Here is a 14,761-nt window from a genome sequence, read left to right as displayed (position 1 = left end):
GGAAAGGCCGCTTTCGCACGGTCCAACTTAGCTTGGTCGCGGCCCGTAATAAGAATCGTGTTACCAAGTGCTGTGAGTTGTTTGGTGAGTTCGTAACCGATGCCGCTGGCGCCGCCAGTGATCAAAATCGTATTGCTCGTGAGTTTCATAATTAAATACCTCCCAAGTTATGTGACCATTTACAAATCGCACTCCAAGTCGACGAGACGGCTCAGAACGTTGATGGGCGGTCTTCGAATAAACGCTGGGTAAGCTCATTCAACTTTGTAAACGCGGCCAGTTTGCGCCCCCAAGATAGCGCGTTTGTAGGCCTGTGCAACTTTCCATCCTTCGACCGGAATCATGCCGGTGAAGAACTGGGCAAATTGAGATTCGGATTCTTTTAGCATCGTGGGACTCACTACATTGATACGCAGTCCCTTAGGAAGCTCAATTGCGGCAGCCCGAACAAAAGCTTCCAGCGCGCCCGAGACGGTTGAAGCCGCGACGCCGGCGATGATCGGGTCGTCATTGAGAATGCCCGAAACCAAAGTGAAGGATCCTTTTTCTTTGATGAACGGGATCGCCTCCTGAACCAGATTGATCTGACCCATGAGTTTGCTTCCCAACGAGAACTGCCACTTTTCAGCGGTGAGTTCCGAAAGCGGAGCAAATGCGACTTGGCCTGCTGCAATGGCCACGGCATCAAACGAGCCGACGGCTTGATAAAGCTCCTTGACACTTTCGCGGTTCTCGATCTCGACTTGAAAATCGCCAGATTTGTGGCCGACCTTGACTATCTCATGGCCAGCACCCGCCAATGCCTTTTGAACCAGCTCGCCGATCTTTCCGTTTGCGCCAATCAAAATAATTTTCATAAAAACTCCGTTCTGCCCGCTTAGGACCTGTTGTGTCATAAATTATTCAGTGCCAATGACTGGGTGTATTTAAGTCAGTCAACTGACTAAATGGTAGTCCATAATAGATGAATTCTTGCCTTACCACTCCGATTTGATGTCAGCTTCCTAACTCACTGCGATGGGCATTTTGCTCGGCCCGCTTCCGGCTTCGCCGTGTGGGCCTGCGGGTTCAGCCCGCCCGGTGTCTCACAGGCTTTGTATCCAACTCTTGAGGCGCCTGGTCTCCGTCGCCACAAGACCGGGGTCATGAAAGGTATGAGCCAGGACCGAAACGCCTTGCATGGCGGAAAGCAGGTGCACCGCAAGGCCGCTGGAATCTTTCCCCTTCCCGAGTGCCCGAAACTGGCTCTCGATCCAGGCCAGGTGTTGAGCGAAGATCTCGGTCGATCTGGTGGCGATCGGGCCGCCCGCCTTGTGGAGCTCGGAGCAAAACGTCCCGACCGCGCAGCCGTGCTGCGCCAAGGAATCCTTGTTCTCGAAGACGCCTTGGACGCAGGCGCAAAGCCGATCCTTGGGCGATCCGGCTTCGCTCCATCGCTGCCGCTGCGCGGACAGCTGCGCTAGCCTTGACTCGACGATCGCCTCGCCAATCTCGTCCTTGGTCTTGAAGTAATAATAGACGTTGCCCACAGGAACCTCGGCCTCGCGCGCGATGTCGGCAAGCGAGGTGGCGCCGAACCCGTTCTGGTACGCCAGGTCCACTGCCGCACTAACCAGCCTCGATCGTTTATCGCTATTTGTTCTAGCCATGTTTGTGCCTTAAGTCAGTCATCCAACTTAGTATGAGAGAGGATAGGCAAACCTGTCAAGCCTCCGGCTTGCTTCCTGCCAGCCTCGGCCCTTGATCCTGACAGCCTTGGTGTTGCCGCTGAAGTCGCTTCTGAGGGGCTCGTCCTTTGTTCACTCGTCGGCCGATGTTCCATAAGCGTCAGGGGCGTGGTTCAAAACCCGTGTTTTTTGCGTTACACAGACGAGCTGATTTGCCCTGCGTTTTCAGGAGTCGTAGCCGCACATTTTTTAATTTTCCCTTCAACGGCGACTTGCGAGGTAGATCGGTCACATGAGTGACCACTTGCTCACGCGGCCGAACGACAGCTACTGGCTCCCGAAGCACTGGCGCGGATCTATAACAGTATTGCGGCCCGAAGACAACGTGCTGCCTGCTCGTCGTCCCCGACGTCGGCAATTCAACCTTGGAGGCTTAGCGAATTCAGCCTGATGAATCCATGCTTTGTCTGTTCGAATTCCGACTAGCCAGGTATCGGAGTAATCATGGAGTTCGAGTACCGCGGCTGGGTCATTGACGCAACCCCGGATTTCTGGTTTGGTCAGTTCTTCGCACATGCGCGGGTCATCCGCGCGTCACCTGTCGACGACGCGGACGCGGAAATGCACATCGAGCGCGATCTTGCCCGGTTCGACAATCAGGACGAGGCGATCGAGGTTGCGCGCCAATAGGCGATTGAGTGGATCGACGCGCGGGACGGCAACATTGCCAGCCCGGACACTGATTTATCGATACGGCACTGCGATATGCCAGCCAGGACCCCGGCCAAGTGACAGTCCGGGTTACATCATCCTGGCGCGGGACGACTGGCCCTGTTGCCATTCTGCAACGCCTGCGGCCGCGATTAACATAGCCGCGCCCCACGGTAGATGCGGCAATGCGGCCTCTCGCATATATTCAGACGAGACACCTGATTGCTTCAGAAACGCGGATGTGTACGATGGAACCCACGTCAGCGCCCCTTGCGCGACGTGTGTGTTTCGGGCCGCAGCAATGTCTGCGGCTTTTTTTTGTGCGCCGAAGATGGGCCACAGCTTGGGGGTGCGAGTCCCCTGTCCAACCTGATGATGGTGAAGGACTAGCGAAACGCAAGGGCGTCGTCGCGAGGTGGGGTCTGAAGGAAGCGTGTAGCAAACACGACCTGACGAACAGAAACCAGATGTGAGGCCTACCCGGCCGGAGGAGCGAGCCAGAAAAGCGCCGGTGGCGCGCAGGCCTCCCGAGGTAAGCTCAACCGCCTTCACCACACACCTGCCAGATCTGCCACCCCGGCCTTTGATGGTTGTGGACTTCGCGATCACTCGCTTTTGCGTCAGTGAAAGGGATCGGACGTTGCTTCACACTAGAATTCCTTGAAGACCTGGAAGGAGACGACCATGGCACAAGAGCTCAGCACCAAAGCGCAAGAAACGCTTCTGGAACTCAGCCAACGCGCGGCGAGCGACCCACCTCTCATGGTTGAATGGGACATCCAAACCGAACTGGAAGAGCGCGACCTGATTTCGGCGGCCCCACACGGTGGGTGTCTGATCACAGAAAATGGCCGAGCGTATGTGCGGGACATGCACAATTGATCCGACCGCGCCACGCGCGGCTAAATCCGCGCCCTAAGCGAGTCAACCCATGAACTGATCGTGCCATCCTCGAGACTCACGACGGGACCCGCGGTGTCCATCTACGCAATTGATGGAGTTCGCGTTGACTTCAACGACGGGTGAGCCGCTGGGAACATCAGGCTGTTCTCGAACAGATGCAGGCGCGCCTTGATCATTCAGCCGCGCATGGCTGACGGATGCTACGATGGCTTGAAATTGCTGCGGAGGTCTCAATGCAAAGCCCCGCTCTGTTCCACGTGCTTCTCGACCACCTCGAAGCGAACGGCACCCAGCCGATCGACATTCAGCGGTTTGTCGATCGGTGGCACCGGCTTCGATCGCACGAAGCGTTTCCGTGCCCAGTCTGCTACCTCGCTGGCGAGGAGCAGTCGCTCGCGGCATTGCTGGCGCCAGGTAACTTCGAGCCATTCAAATGCCCAGGTTGTCGGACGCGGTTCGACGTGCCAATCGACGGGTAATGCCACGCTTTCCGAAATGAAAGGAACAGGGCAAACCGCCGGTTTCCACGAGCGCATCGGCATGAGACCAAGATCGTGCTACCCCGGGAAAACGCATAATCAAAGGGAACCCCTAGCAGAATTAACGAGCTTCAACGGATGCCGGGTCAAACGATGCCAACAGGCGAAACAGGCAGCACCGACGGCAAATTCGTCTAAAATTAATCTGGTCCGATCCTGATTTGAACAGGGGGAAGATAATGATTCGATTGATTGCATGGATGCTGATTGCTGGTACCGCAGTTCTCGGCGGCTGCAACACGATGGCGGGCGCAGGCCAGGACATTTCGAAGGGAGGCCAGGCGATCAAGAATGAGGCACAGGAAGCCAAGTAAGGGAGCCAACTGAGCGAGTGCGCCAACGAAATCAAGCCCCGAAGCCAGGAGCCGAACTCAACAAACCCATTCGCTCCCAATCATCGCAGCAAACGGGGCGCCTCTACGGGCCGCGTTTTCAGTGGCGCTCGGTGATCGCCCTATCCTCTCACAACGGCGCGCACGACACTGCCCATCTGTTGACCGACAGCGACGCGCTCACCGCGAGCGTGCGGCGCAGATTCTGTTCTTAACAGGCCGATGAACGGAAAAGTCAAGTTATCACCGGCGACCGTAGGCTGTGGGTCCGCTAGCGGACGGTCACAAATTATCTTCGTGCGGCTCGAACTGTTGGCCGCACCCGGCCGGTCTCGACTTATGCCTCGCGGACCCGTTGGCGGATGTTGGACCGGCAATTGAGGCCACCGAGAACCGATCGCGAATGAATCCCGCGCGCACGCAAGAGTCGATCGCAGCCCGAGTGAGGGTTAGTCAGGACCACGGCGACGCTTATACTCTTTCGACCTCGTCGACTACGCCGATATCTGGCATGAGCACGAGCGCAATTCACACCATCCGCTTGACTGTCCTCGGCTTGCGCCCACACTCCACGTCTATAGTGACTGCCCGCAAAACGGAGCTCGACGATGACTAAGCCTTTTCAGCAGTGGAAAGTGTTGCCGCATGGCAAGCTCACAGAAGTCGACGAAAACGTCCTCACGGTGACCGGCGAACTCCATATGCCGCTCACCGACCTCCCACGACGCATGACCGTGGCGCGTTTGAACGACTCGCGACTGGTCGTATTCAGCGCAATTGCGCTTGATGAGGTCGAGATGCAAGCGCTCGAAGAATACGGGCGGCCCGCGTTTCTGGTGGTGCCCAACGACCATCATCGGCTGGACGCAAGAGTCTGGAAAGAGCGCTACCCGTCAATGCAGGTCGTTGCGCCAGAAGGCTCTCGGACGAAGGTGGAAGAAGCGGTGCACGTCGACACGACGGACCCCAGCTTCGGCGATCCGAATGTGCAGTTCGTGACCGTCCCTGGAACGCGTGGACATGAGGCAGCGCTCGTCATACGCACGCCGAACGGCACGACGCTGGTGTTGAACGATCTCGTCGGTAACATTCGCCATGAATCCGGGTTCGGTGGCTGGTTGCTGCGCGTGATGGGATTCGCGGGGGACGAGCCGCATATTCCGAAGCCGGTGAAGTTGATCCTCATCGAGGATAAAGAGGCGCTGCGCGTTCAGCTTCTGCAATGGGCAGAACTTGAGTCGCTGAAGCGCATTCTCGTGTCGCACGGTTCCCCCATTGAAGATCATCCGAGCCAGACTCTGCGCGCTCTGGCGAGTTCCCTGGATTAACGCGGGCGCACGACAGCAGCGGCGTGCGGAGCGTCACTGCGCCGAAAGCGCCTCTGACCAACGACGGGGCGTGGCCGTAGCGCGCCGGTCGCGACCGGCGCAGGGCGACCTCCTCCGGCCGGTCAGTCTCCTCCGAAGCAGCCGTTCAACGTTTGACATGAGTCGCGTGCGTCGGCTTGTTCGCGACTCGCCGCTCGATGAAGAAGAAAACAGATTGCCCGCTCCGCTTTTCTGAATAGTACGGACGTGGGTCCGTTGAATGCATGTCAGGCGGCATGAGAGCCAGAGGTGCCGCATGGTCAAGAGCCCGGAGGATCTGCAAAAGGCAGGTCTGGACGAACCCGGCAAGACGTGGACGTGAGGAGTGGACGGTGTGGCCGGTTGCGTACGTCCCAATCCGCCCGCTGAACTCACGCGCTGCCAGTCGCAAGGCAAAGTTACTTCAGGTGGATGAGGACTGGTCCCTCCGATATCTCCGGCGCGCCCACTCCCGTGCTTCCGGCGTTTTTCGCGATCCAGTCCTTCGCCTTCTGCACGCTTTCGTCAATGCCTGTCTTGTCCTGGCAAACAGTCACCGAGAATCCGCCATCGCCGCTGCGTGCGAGGGTGTAGCCGACAAAGCCTTTGACCGAACGCATCAGTTCGGCTGCCGCGCTGGCCGATTTGTCCGGGTCGCGTCCTGCCGCCGCCGGACCGGTTGCATTGACAGTAACGTGGCGCGATCGATAGATCCTTCCGAGCAGAAATCGAGTCAGGCGTACCCGGCAGAGTTCGGCCCAATTGCGGACATTGGCTGAAGGCACCAGGATTTTGCACCGCTTCTCAGGTTTACTACGACGGTACAGTTACCACACTTCACTGCTGCCACACGTCTTTGACATGTTTGCCCAGTCGGCGTCGGCTCGCTGGCATGCAGAAGGTGGACTCGGAATTGGACTGGCTGTCGTGAAGCATCTGGTAACGGCACACAACGGCACTGTTACGATTGCGAGCGCTGGCGAAGTCCAGGGGGACGGAAGTCACCCTGCAACTCCCGATAGTCTGCGAAAGGGCGGGCGAAGCGCCAATCACCGCGAGGCGCACGTTGACGCCAATGCGCATCCTCCTTGTCGACGACAACGCGGACGCCACGGAGGCACTGGGCACGTTGCTGGAACTGAATGGGCACGAAGTGAAACGGGCATAGAGCGGACCCGACGCACTTCGGATCGTGGAGGGGTAACCGTCAGTCCGTCTCTTCCCTGGGGCTTCGGATGATGTCTGCGCCCGCGTTGACTCACTGCCCTGCGACGTCGCCCCAACCCTGAGCACCAATCAACGGTACAAAACGCACAAGGTCGAGCATTTCCTCGTGATAAGTCGTGCTGCTGTCGCGAGTCAGCCGGATCAGCCGCTGATGCTCCGGATCCGGACCCACTGGCATCACGAGCCGGCCGCCGATCTCGAGTTGCGCGCTCCACGCGGGCGGCACACCCGGGCCGGACGCGGTGGCGACGATTGCATCGAATGGCGCAAGCGCCGGCAGCCCGAGTGTGCCGTCTGCGGTGTAGACGTTCACGTTGCCGTAGCCGAGCGTGTTGAGCCGGTCGCTGGCGCTCTCAGCCAGTTGTGGATGACGCTCGACCGTATCGACGTGTGCAACCATTTCCGCGAGGACGGCCGCCGCGTAGCCGGAACCCGTGCCGATCTCCAGTACACGGTCGTCCGACTCGAGCCGCGCCGCCTCCAGCATCCGCGCGACCATGAACGGTTGCGTGATGGTCTGGCCGGCTCCGATCGGGAGGGCTGCGTCCGCATAAGCAAATTCGCGCAGATCGGGACTCAGAAATGCCTCGCGCGGCACGCGCCGCATCGCGTCGAGAATGCGCGGCTCCGCGATGCCGCGCGCGACCAGTTGCCGCTCGATCATTGTTTCTCGCGGCTCCGCCAAATCTTCATGCACTGTTTTTCTCCCTCCTTCCTGTAGCGGCTCGCTGCCCCAGGACTGCATAGACCTTCGCATTTTCTCAGGCAGATTTGCGCACCGAAACTGCCCTCGGAGACGATCTCGCCACCGAACGCTCCCACCGCCGGATTGCGACTCACACGCCCGGCAGACTCTTTTATTCCGATTTTGATTTATGGGCTGATTTGTCTTTCTGGCTGGCCGATGCAAATTCTTCAAGGTGTTCCTTGCTCATCGACTCATACATCGATTTCGCCGCACCCTTTAGTTCTGCTTCCGGCTTCTCCCCTTTCTTTGCGGCCTGCGCCACTCCGGCGGCCACCTGTTGCGCTTTCGATTTCGCAGGCATTTGACCCACCCCTGCAAATTAAAAGACTAGCTATCGATCCACCGACAGTCCTGTCGCGGACCACCCTCCTGCCTGTCAGCAACTGACGTGCCTCAAGGGTCTCTGCACGTACAGCTCATCACGCCACCTCGTCGAGATCGTCACGCTCGGTTACTCCGGTGAAAGCGCCGGTCGACATGTGCGAGGATGCTGCGCGACAGACGCGTCGCGCGTCCCTGAATCATCCGGTCGGAGACGCGAGAGAACGCATACGACACGGCGAGCACTGCCAGCACTGTCGCGACGAAAAGCACAAGCGACGTCTCCCGGCCGCTCTGCCCGAACACACCCTCGAAAAAGTGCAGGGTCGCGTAGACGCAGATGAAGTGCCACAGGTAGATACCGTAGCTTTCGCGGCCCAGCGCGTCGGCACAGCGGCGGAAGTACGCACCGCGCGCATCGTCGCCCGGCGCGCGGCGGCTGCGCGAGCAGACGAACAACAGAAACGCGACTGCGCTGCACGCGGCGAAGACCGGCGCGAGTTCAGGTGCTTTCGCGAGCCACACACCAAGCGTCGCCGTCGCGAGCGCGAAACCTGAGGCGAGCAAAAAAATCAGCCACGCTGTGCTCCGCGTTACGCTGGATACGCCCGTCAGATGCGAGCGGAACGCGTACCACGCCCACATTCCGACAATGAAGCATGGCCCTTGCACTGGTGGCCAGAAATAGCTGAACGAGTTATTCGTCACATGACAGTCGAGCGTGCCGTGACAGTCGCCGATTGACAACGCGATGACCGACAGTGCCAGCAGGAACGCTGTCGCGATCAGCAACCGCGTGCAGTTCATCGCGACAAAAACCAGCAGCGGCGCGATCAGATAGAACAGCATCTCGACACCGATCGACCACCCTCCCGGTACCACGTTGTTGATCGCGGTCGGCGACAGCGCATGCAGAAACAGCACGTTGAGCAGGATATCCGTTGCGCCGTGAGCGCCGAGCACCCATGCGGGTTCGTAGCCTGACCATGTCGCGCCGTAACTGATCAGTCCATACACGGCGATCGCGGCGTAATACATTGGGGCAATGCGAAAGAAACGCTTGATATAGAAACGCAATGTGACATGCCGTGCGCCCGTGCAACGTCCGTGGTCTGCTTCAAGCGTCATGAAGATCGTGATCGCGCTGATTACGAAGAACAGCTGCACGCCGTATTGGCCCATGCGCGCCAGCAGCGTGACGCTGTGCGGCAAATTGGGAAACTGAAACGACAGGTGTACTGCAACGACACCGACGATCGCGAGCGCCCGACCGGCGTCGAGCGCGGCAACACGTCCCTTTTCCATCGATACTTCCTCCTCGCGGTTCGTGCCGCCCGATCAGGCGGCCGCGAGCTTCGTGGACAAGGCGCGGTTCGCGGAAGTTCCTACTTTTTTTGCTACAAGATGGGCGGCGGACCGCAACACGCGCGATTCGATCGATGGTGCCGCGACGCATCGCCGTGAACGTCGATGATCCGCGACCACTCCGAGTGATTCCGCTTCCAACCCATCCGCGATGGCCGGTTCATGCGATCATCAGCAATGGCTCGACGAACCGTTCGCATCCGATTTCAATTTCCTTGCCGGGGACCCGAAGCCGCGCTTCACGGTTGCGGGGTGGATCACTGCGAGCCGCATTTCCGATCACCAGCCGCTCTGGTTCGCACTGCGCTGCCCCGTGAAACCCGACACCAGTAAGCCCGAGCGGTCATCGAATCACGCCGTGCGTATCGTATCGCGCTGGGTCAACGGGCTGGCTGTGGCACGGAACTACCGGCTGGCATGGCTGCCTCACGACGCAATGGCAGGTTTCAGCCTGAGCGCCGTCCTCGTTCCTGCGGGGATGGCCCACGCGGAAGCCGCCGGCTTGCCCGCCGTATCCGGGCTCTATGCGTCGTTCGCGGCGCTGCTTGCCTACGCCCTTTTTGGACCGAGCCGGATCCTCGTGCTAGGCCCGGACTCCGCGCTAGTCGCGCTGATCGCCGCGAGCGTCGCGCCGCTTGCGCACGGCAATACGGAGAACGCGCTTGCCCTCGCAGGCGGTCTCGCCCTACTGTCCGGTGCGATCTGCGTGGTGGTCGGCATGCTCAAGCTGGGCTTCGTCACCGAACTGCTGTCGCTGCCGATCCGCTACGGCTATCTCAACGGCATCGTGCTGACGATCGTACTCGGACAAACCCCCAAGCTGCTGGGCTTCCAGGTGCACGGCGCTTCATTCCCGCAGCAGGTGCGCGAACTCGTGAGCGGCGTCGTCGCGGGCAAGACCAACGAACTGGCCGTTACGATCGGCGTGGCGACGCTCGTCGTGATCCTGGGCTGCAGGCGCTACTTGCCGAAGGTGCCCGGCGTGCTGATCGCGGTCGCGGGCGCGTCAGTTGCGGTCGCCGTGCTGGATCTCGCACAGCGCTTCGGGCTGGCGGTGGTCGGCAACGTGCCGCAAGGGCTGCCGGCGCTACGCATTCCGGCTCTGGCACTCAACGAATGGGCGGCGCTTCTCGGCGGCGCTGCCGCCGTTGCGCTCGTCTCGTTCACCGATATCAGCGTCCTGTCACGCACCTATGAGGCGCGCAGCGGGGATACAGTCGATCGCAACCAGGAATTCGTCGCGCTCGGGCTCGCGAACATCGCGGCGGGCACCGCGCACGGGTTCGCTGTGAGCGCGAGTGGTTCACGCACACCGGTCGCAGAGGCTGCGGGGGCGAAGACGCAGGCGACAGGTGTCGTCGCCGCGCTGATCGTCGCGGGGCTGCTGCTGTTCGCTCCACAGGCGCTGCGTAACACCCCGCAGGCAGCCCTTGCCGCGGTCGTTATCGCCGCCTGTCTCGGGCTGCTCGAGGTGCGCGGCGTGTGCCGGCTTTATCGACTAAGGCCGACCGAGTTCGTGCAATCGATCGTTTGTCTGGTCGGTGTCGCGATGATCGGGGTCGTGAACGGCATCGGCGTTGCGCTTGCGCTCGCGGTTCTCGGGTTCCTATGGCGTGGGTGGCGTCCGTATTCCGCAGTGCTTGGTCGCGTCGAGCAGATGAAGGGCTATCACGATGTCGTCCGCCATCCGGAGGCCCGCCGCATTCCCGGGCTCGTCCTGCTGCGATGGGATGCACCGCTCTTCTTCGCAAACACGGAGATTTTTCGCGGGCGGATGCTGCGGGCAGTGCGCGAAGCGCCGACGAAAACCGCGTGGATCGTGATCGCAGCTGAACCGGTGACAGACGTCGACCTCAGCGCCGCCGACACGCTCTCCCGACTCCATGACGAACTGCTCGCATTGAACGTGACGCTGTGCTTCGCGGAGTTGAAGGGACCTGTGAAGGACAGCCTGAAACATTACGGCCTGTTCGGGATGATCGGCGAGCAACACTTCTTTCCTACTGTCGGGCAGGCGGTGAACCGCTATCTGAAGTCCCATCCGGTTGAATGGCGCGACTGGGAGGATGAGGCGTAGGCGTGTCGCGCCAGCAAGGCGGTGTGGTATTTATGCCGGTGTACATGGCGCGCCGGTTGCGAGTTGCCTCGCTGACCTCTAGTTTGGTGACGACATCGTGACAAGTGCTCCAATAAGCAGATGGCGCGAGTATCCGGTGTCAGGATGAATCGTGCATTCGAATGTCTTCACGAGCGAGCGTTCCAGCGGAGGTAAATGGCCGAAGGACCGCTCGCGCGGTAAGGGCTCCGGTCAGGCGCTGGCCGTCAGTCTCGCTATCTCGCGAATTCAGGATGCGGAACCGGCCAATCTCACCACTCGCTGGATTCCATTGCGGCCCTAAGCATCGTCATCAGAAGGCGCTGAGCGTTAAAGTCAATCCCTAGACCCGCCTATTTTGCGTTCGCCGCGCTGGCGGGCAAGCTTCTTAGGATTTTGTCGTTGGTCGGCTTGTCCGGACTCTTCACGGGCATGTTGTCAGGATTGGTCGCGCTCGCTGCGCCTGAAGCCGCCGCGGGCGGCGGTTTCACCATCGGGGTTTCCGGCTGCGGCGCGACGGCTTGAGCCTGCGCCGTGGCCGCGAAGGCCGTCGAGATCAAGAGTATAAAGGCCGTACCGGGCCCCGCGAGTGCGTGACGAGGCTTCATCGACTTCTCCAGATTGTTCTTTGCCAGCCCGTCGCGAAACGCGTGCCCGACTCGCGCCATCGCAGAACGGCCGGGACCAAGCCATGAGGGCACTCGGATGCTGGCAACGCAATCCTTTGAATCATAGTCGTTTCTTCGACAAAACCGCCGTCACTTTTCGCACGAAAGGTACGATTACGCCTTATAGGCTTCCGCGGGCACATTGATCGAAACTATCTAAGCTCGTTACGGCCCGGTAGCGAACCAGCGTTCGAGCAGCTTGCCGGCCGCTTCAGTCCGCCAATCCCGAACGACAGCGCCACGGCTACCGCGATCCCGCCCAACACCAGGGCGAATGCAAGTTGCACGATTTCGTTAGCAATACCCATTGCGCGCAGTCCCATGGCGAACTCAGCCCGCCAGATCGGGCGGCAACTGCCACCGTTCGCCGCCAGCGCCAGCATCACCTGCTTGTGCAGCCAGACGTTCATGCTCGCCGAGTCGTTCACGTCACCGTCATATTTGAGTTCCTCGGCAAGCTGCTTGCGACGTTCGAGACTGCTGTCGACACCGAGCGCCTTCATCGTATCGACGATCGATGTGCGCCAGTTCAGCGTTTCGCCACTTTCGCCGACGAGTTGGTCCATCACGGCCGCGACCGTCGACGTCGGTCAGAGGCGCAGGCGCTAGCGCGGCCTCTGCCGTCCCTGTGCGACCCGTATTATCCAGCGCAGATCGCAGACCATGTTCTCGACACAGCCTGTCTGTAGCCAGCGCTGAGTCTGCTGATACACCAGTTCCCAAGGCGGGAAGTCATTGGGTACCATTCGCCAGGGTGGTGCGGCCCGCGCGATCCAGCGTAACGCATTAAACATGTCGCGAAACTCATATTTGCGCTGCGGCGCGGTGACGTCCATCAGCGTCAGATAGGGTGCCGCGAAGCTCCATTCTTCGTCGGACACATCAGTCGGATATAGATCAGCACCCGGCCATCGACTGCGTCTAACAACCTCGAGCGCCCGATCTTGCGCGACGGAACTGCTACATCGCCATCGGAACGAATGTCTGCCAGTCCCTGGCTCCGAAGATGCCGGATAGCGTCGAGCGCGTCAGGGTACAACGCGCCTGCAAACGGGTAATCGGTCAGGAACGAGGACATCAATAGCAGCCGCGTGTCGCTCGGATCTTCCAGCCGATAGCGATGCAACGTACCTGGTAGTCCGCATAACCCGGTTCGGCGCGCAGGGCTTCGACGATTTCCCAGTGCCGGTCGCTGTTCCCAGAACCAACCTTGCGTGCGAGATGGGGCGCGTTCAATCCTGACAAATATAGACGACTATGCGCAAGCGTCGTGCCCTCGCATTGCGAGCATGGCGGCTGTTTCTTTCTTCCTTCGTTCGAACTGTGGCGTCACCGCGGTGACGGATCAAACCACACGGCATTTTGGCGAATGCAGTCGCGCGCGATCCCTTTTGCAATTTGTCGGTTGACACGGAGCACCTTACACGGCTTCGCGATGAAAGTTCTACACGCAGGAAGATATTTTCGACCGGGTCGGTGCCATTCCAGAGCCAGGCGCCTGTGTCATACCACACGATGCCTACGAGAGCGGTCAGGAATGTGCCGGCTCCCGCTACGGCGTAAGCCACACCGATCTCGATGTGCTTGGTTGCGAGCGCCATAAACTCAACTGCATCGGCGCCTTATGGCGCATCTGCCGACGATGCCATCGGTGGACGGCGTTGAACGACTACCGGCAACGCAAAGCGGATATCGTGCCTGGTACCGTTAGCTGCCGCAGCCCACGCATCGTATCGTGCGCCTGCAGAAAGCGACCGCGGCTCGACGATCGCCTACGGAAAGCCGTATCGCGAGCACAGATCGATTTCGACGGCTAAGGCGAAACGGCGGTGAACCCGGTGGCCAATGCACGCATGAGCACGCGTCAGGGCACACCATGCCGGCACCAGACTACCCACGTAACTAACACCGGCATGTGCGGACGTCCGGATCTCCAGACGCTTTCGGCCCATCCGGCAGGACGGGCCGCGTTCGCCAAAAGGCCACGTGTCGTTCGTCCCCGTCGCGGAAACAGCTTCGAGCGGCGTCACGGCGCGCGTTCCACCAATCCAGATGAAGGTATTGAACTGGTCCGGCAGCGATGCCAGCGCATAGTGACTGGACGGCACGTTGCTGAGATGGCCGAGTAAAATCAGATGATGAAGAATGCAAAATCGCTGTACCACGGTCATCGTTTTCCGGTGGCGGTCATCAGTTGCGCAGTGTGCTGGTATTTCGTAAGCGGCTCCTCAGGTCCGTTGGCCAAACAGCAGATTGATTGCCGGCGTGATGCTCGAAGGTACGAAGGTCACTAGGCTCAAGTCGCTGTAACGAGCAACGCACGCTGGGCAGGTTTGTGTCTATCTATCGGTTTCACTCTCACGGAGGGGACATGCACATTCTCCCGAGCGCGGGCCCGCTGGTGTCGCTGATCGCCGGCATTCTGATTCTCGTGGTGCCGCGCCTGTTGAATTACATCGTTGCGATCTACCTGATCGTCATCGGGCTGCTCGGGCTGTTCGGGGGGCACCTTCACTGACCCGAAGCCGTCCATGAAAAAACACGTTGCGGTACTCCGGCCACGAATGAGGGGCTGTCACGCTCGTCGAATGACAGGTCGCCTTCTTCTGAATCGAGCGTATAGCCGAAGATTTCCGGCGTCCATTTGAGCTCACCAATATGGGCTTTTTGCGTAGGGGGTCGAACAACAGTCTGTTCGGATTGAAGCGATGACCTATTTCGGGCTCGTAGAGGCCGTGGACCCGATAACCGTAGACAGCTTAGGCAAACTGCGTTCCCGCTTCGACGGCCTGTGCGATCTCTTGCGCATCCCGGGATGGCCGCGTTCTTGCTTGAAGTT

General features: G+C 59.9%; 18 protein-coding genes and 5 pseudogenes. 8 read left to right on the top strand and 15 right to left on the bottom strand.

What is annotated here, in order from left to right:
- The 3 genes from P3T25_RS35355 to P3T25_RS35345 form a co-directional block, all read right to left on the bottom strand.
- Window positions 1–149: SDR family NAD(P)-dependent oxidoreductase (locus P3T25_RS35355; protein WP_429361731.1), on the bottom strand; the 149-nt coding region annotated here is incomplete at its 3' end.
- Between the two features lie 105 nt (window positions 150–254).
- On the bottom strand, window positions 255–857 hold the full coding sequence (locus P3T25_RS35350; protein ID WP_429361721.1) for a short chain dehydrogenase: 603 nt from the start codon (window positions 855–857) through the stop codon (window positions 255–257).
- Window positions 858–1,085: 228 nt separating this feature from the next.
- A complete protein-coding gene (locus P3T25_RS35345; protein ID WP_429361719.1) occupies window positions 1,086–1,649 on the bottom strand; it encodes a TetR/AcrR family transcriptional regulator in 564 nt (187 codons plus the stop codon).
- Between the two features lie 522 nt (window positions 1,650–2,171).
- Here P3T25_RS35345 and P3T25_RS35340 point away from each other — a divergent pair.
- Both P3T25_RS35340 and P3T25_RS35335 read left to right on the top strand, forming a co-directional pair.
- Complete coding sequence (locus P3T25_RS35340; RefSeq protein ID WP_429361717.1) at window positions 2,172–2,357, top strand: hypothetical protein; 186 nt, start codon at window positions 2,172–2,174, stop codon at window positions 2,355–2,357.
- Window positions 2,358–3,062: 705 nt separating this feature from the next.
- On the top strand, window positions 3,063–3,260 hold the full coding sequence (locus P3T25_RS35335) for a hypothetical protein (protein WP_429361715.1): 198 nt from the start codon (window positions 3,063–3,065) through the stop codon (window positions 3,258–3,260).
- A 251-nt stretch (window positions 3,261–3,511) separates the two neighbouring features.
- Here P3T25_RS35335 and P3T25_RS35330 read toward each other — a convergent pair whose 3' ends face one another.
- The gene (locus tag P3T25_RS35330) at window positions 3,512–3,823 is read right to left on the bottom strand and encodes a hypothetical protein (RefSeq protein WP_429361713.1); all 312 of its coding nucleotides are present in this window, start codon (window positions 3,821–3,823) and stop codon (window positions 3,512–3,514) included.
- Between the two features lie 176 nt (window positions 3,824–3,999).
- On the opposite strand from P3T25_RS35330, the gene P3T25_RS35325 reads away from it, so the two are divergent.
- Window positions 4,000–4,134, top strand: coding sequence for an entericidin A/B family lipoprotein (locus P3T25_RS35325; RefSeq protein ID WP_429361711.1), 135 nt, complete (start codon window positions 4,000–4,002; stop codon window positions 4,132–4,134).
- A 626-nt stretch (window positions 4,135–4,760) separates the two neighbouring features.
- Window positions 4,761–5,480, top strand: coding sequence for a hypothetical protein (locus P3T25_RS35320; protein ID WP_429361709.1), 720 nt, complete (start codon window positions 4,761–4,763; stop codon window positions 5,478–5,480).
- Window positions 5,481–5,917: 437 nt separating this feature from the next.
- On the opposite strand, the gene P3T25_RS35315 is transcribed toward P3T25_RS35320, so the two are convergent.
- From P3T25_RS35315 to P3T25_RS35300, 4 genes are all read right to left on the bottom strand, one after another.
- A complete protein-coding gene (locus P3T25_RS35315; protein WP_429361707.1) occupies window positions 5,918–6,283 on the bottom strand; it encodes a hypothetical protein in 366 nt (121 codons plus the stop codon).
- Window positions 6,284–6,756: 473 nt separating this feature from the next.
- Window positions 6,757–7,422, bottom strand: coding sequence for a protein-L-isoaspartate(D-aspartate) O-methyltransferase (locus P3T25_RS35310; RefSeq protein ID WP_429361705.1), 666 nt, complete (start codon window positions 7,420–7,422; stop codon window positions 6,757–6,759).
- Window positions 7,423–7,582: 160 nt separating this feature from the next.
- Window positions 7,583–7,774 carry a DUF3008 family protein gene (locus tag P3T25_RS35305; protein ID WP_429361703.1) on the bottom strand — a complete coding sequence of 64 codons (192 nt, stop codon included), beginning with the start codon at window positions 7,772–7,774 and terminating at the stop codon, window positions 7,583–7,585.
- Window positions 7,775–7,914: 140 nt separating this feature from the next.
- Window positions 7,915–9,099 (bottom strand): acyltransferase family protein, encoded by a 1,185-nt coding sequence (locus P3T25_RS35300; protein ID WP_429361701.1) that lies wholly within the window; start codon window positions 9,097–9,099, stop codon window positions 7,915–7,917.
- A 211-nt stretch (window positions 9,100–9,310) separates the two neighbouring features.
- Between P3T25_RS35300 and P3T25_RS35295 the strand changes: the two genes are divergently transcribed.
- Window positions 9,311–11,236 carry a SulP family inorganic anion transporter gene (locus tag P3T25_RS35295; RefSeq protein ID WP_429361699.1) on the top strand — a complete coding sequence of 642 codons (1,926 nt, stop codon included), beginning with the start codon at window positions 9,311–9,313 and terminating at the stop codon, window positions 11,234–11,236.
- 151 nt (window positions 11,237–11,387) lie between these two features.
- On the top strand, window positions 11,388–11,558 hold the full coding sequence (locus P3T25_RS35290) for a hypothetical protein (RefSeq protein ID WP_429361697.1): 171 nt from the start codon (window positions 11,388–11,390) through the stop codon (window positions 11,556–11,558).
- A gap of 49 nt (window positions 11,559–11,607) precedes the next feature.
- Here P3T25_RS35290 and P3T25_RS35285 read toward each other — a convergent pair whose 3' ends face one another.
- The 6 genes and pseudogenes from P3T25_RS35285 to P3T25_RS35260 form a co-directional block, all read right to left on the bottom strand.
- Window positions 11,608–11,862 carry a hypothetical protein gene (locus P3T25_RS35285; protein WP_429361695.1) on the bottom strand — a complete coding sequence of 85 codons (255 nt, stop codon included), beginning with the start codon at window positions 11,860–11,862 and terminating at the stop codon, window positions 11,608–11,610.
- Between the two features lie 225 nt (window positions 11,863–12,087).
- Window positions 12,088–12,251 (bottom strand): annotated as a pseudogene (locus P3T25_RS35280) (mechanosensitive ion channel); the annotation flags it as partial.
- 1 nt (window position 12,252) lies between these two features.
- A pseudogene (locus P3T25_RS35275) lies at window positions 12,253–12,537 on the bottom strand (DUF3597 domain-containing protein); the annotation flags it as partial.
- A 2-nt stretch (window positions 12,538–12,539) separates the two neighbouring features.
- Window positions 12,540–12,803 (bottom strand): annotated as a pseudogene (locus P3T25_RS35270) (transposase); the annotation flags it as partial.
- Window positions 12,804–13,154: 351 nt separating this feature from the next.
- Complete coding sequence (locus tag P3T25_RS35265) at window positions 13,155–13,523, bottom strand: SMR family transporter (RefSeq protein ID WP_429361693.1); 369 nt, start codon at window positions 13,521–13,523, stop codon at window positions 13,155–13,157.
- Window positions 13,524–13,694: 171 nt separating this feature from the next.
- The gene (locus tag P3T25_RS35260) at window positions 13,695–14,093 is read right to left on the bottom strand and encodes a hypothetical protein (RefSeq protein WP_429361735.1); all 399 of its coding nucleotides are present in this window, start codon (window positions 14,091–14,093) and stop codon (window positions 13,695–13,697) included.
- Between P3T25_RS35260 and P3T25_RS35255 the strand changes: the two are divergent.
- Window positions 14,061–14,138, top strand: a pseudogene (locus tag P3T25_RS35255) (IS6 family transposase); the annotation flags it as partial. The gene P3T25_RS35260 and the pseudogene P3T25_RS35255 sit on opposite strands and share 33 nt — an antisense overlap.
- A 155-nt stretch (window positions 14,139–14,293) precedes the next feature.
- Window positions 14,294–14,440: a DUF3096 domain-containing protein gene (locus P3T25_RS35250; protein WP_429361691.1), complete on the top strand. Its 147-nt coding sequence runs from the start codon at window positions 14,294–14,296 to the stop codon at window positions 14,438–14,440.
- Between the two features lie 8 nt (window positions 14,441–14,448).
- Here the strand turns inward: P3T25_RS35250 and P3T25_RS35245 are convergent.
- Window positions 14,449–14,681 (bottom strand): annotated as a pseudogene (locus P3T25_RS35245) (glycogen debranching protein GlgX); the annotation flags it as partial.
- Window positions 14,682–14,761 lie beyond the last annotated feature (80 nt).

The sequence above is a fragment of the Paraburkholderia sp. GAS32 genome (assembly GCF_050434225.1).
Classification (GTDB): Bacteria; Pseudomonadota; Gammaproteobacteria; order Burkholderiales; family Burkholderiaceae; genus Paraburkholderia; species Paraburkholderia madseniana.
The sequence above is the reverse complement of the archived record's forward strand: the minus strand, read 5'-3'. Positions and strand labels throughout refer to the sequence as shown.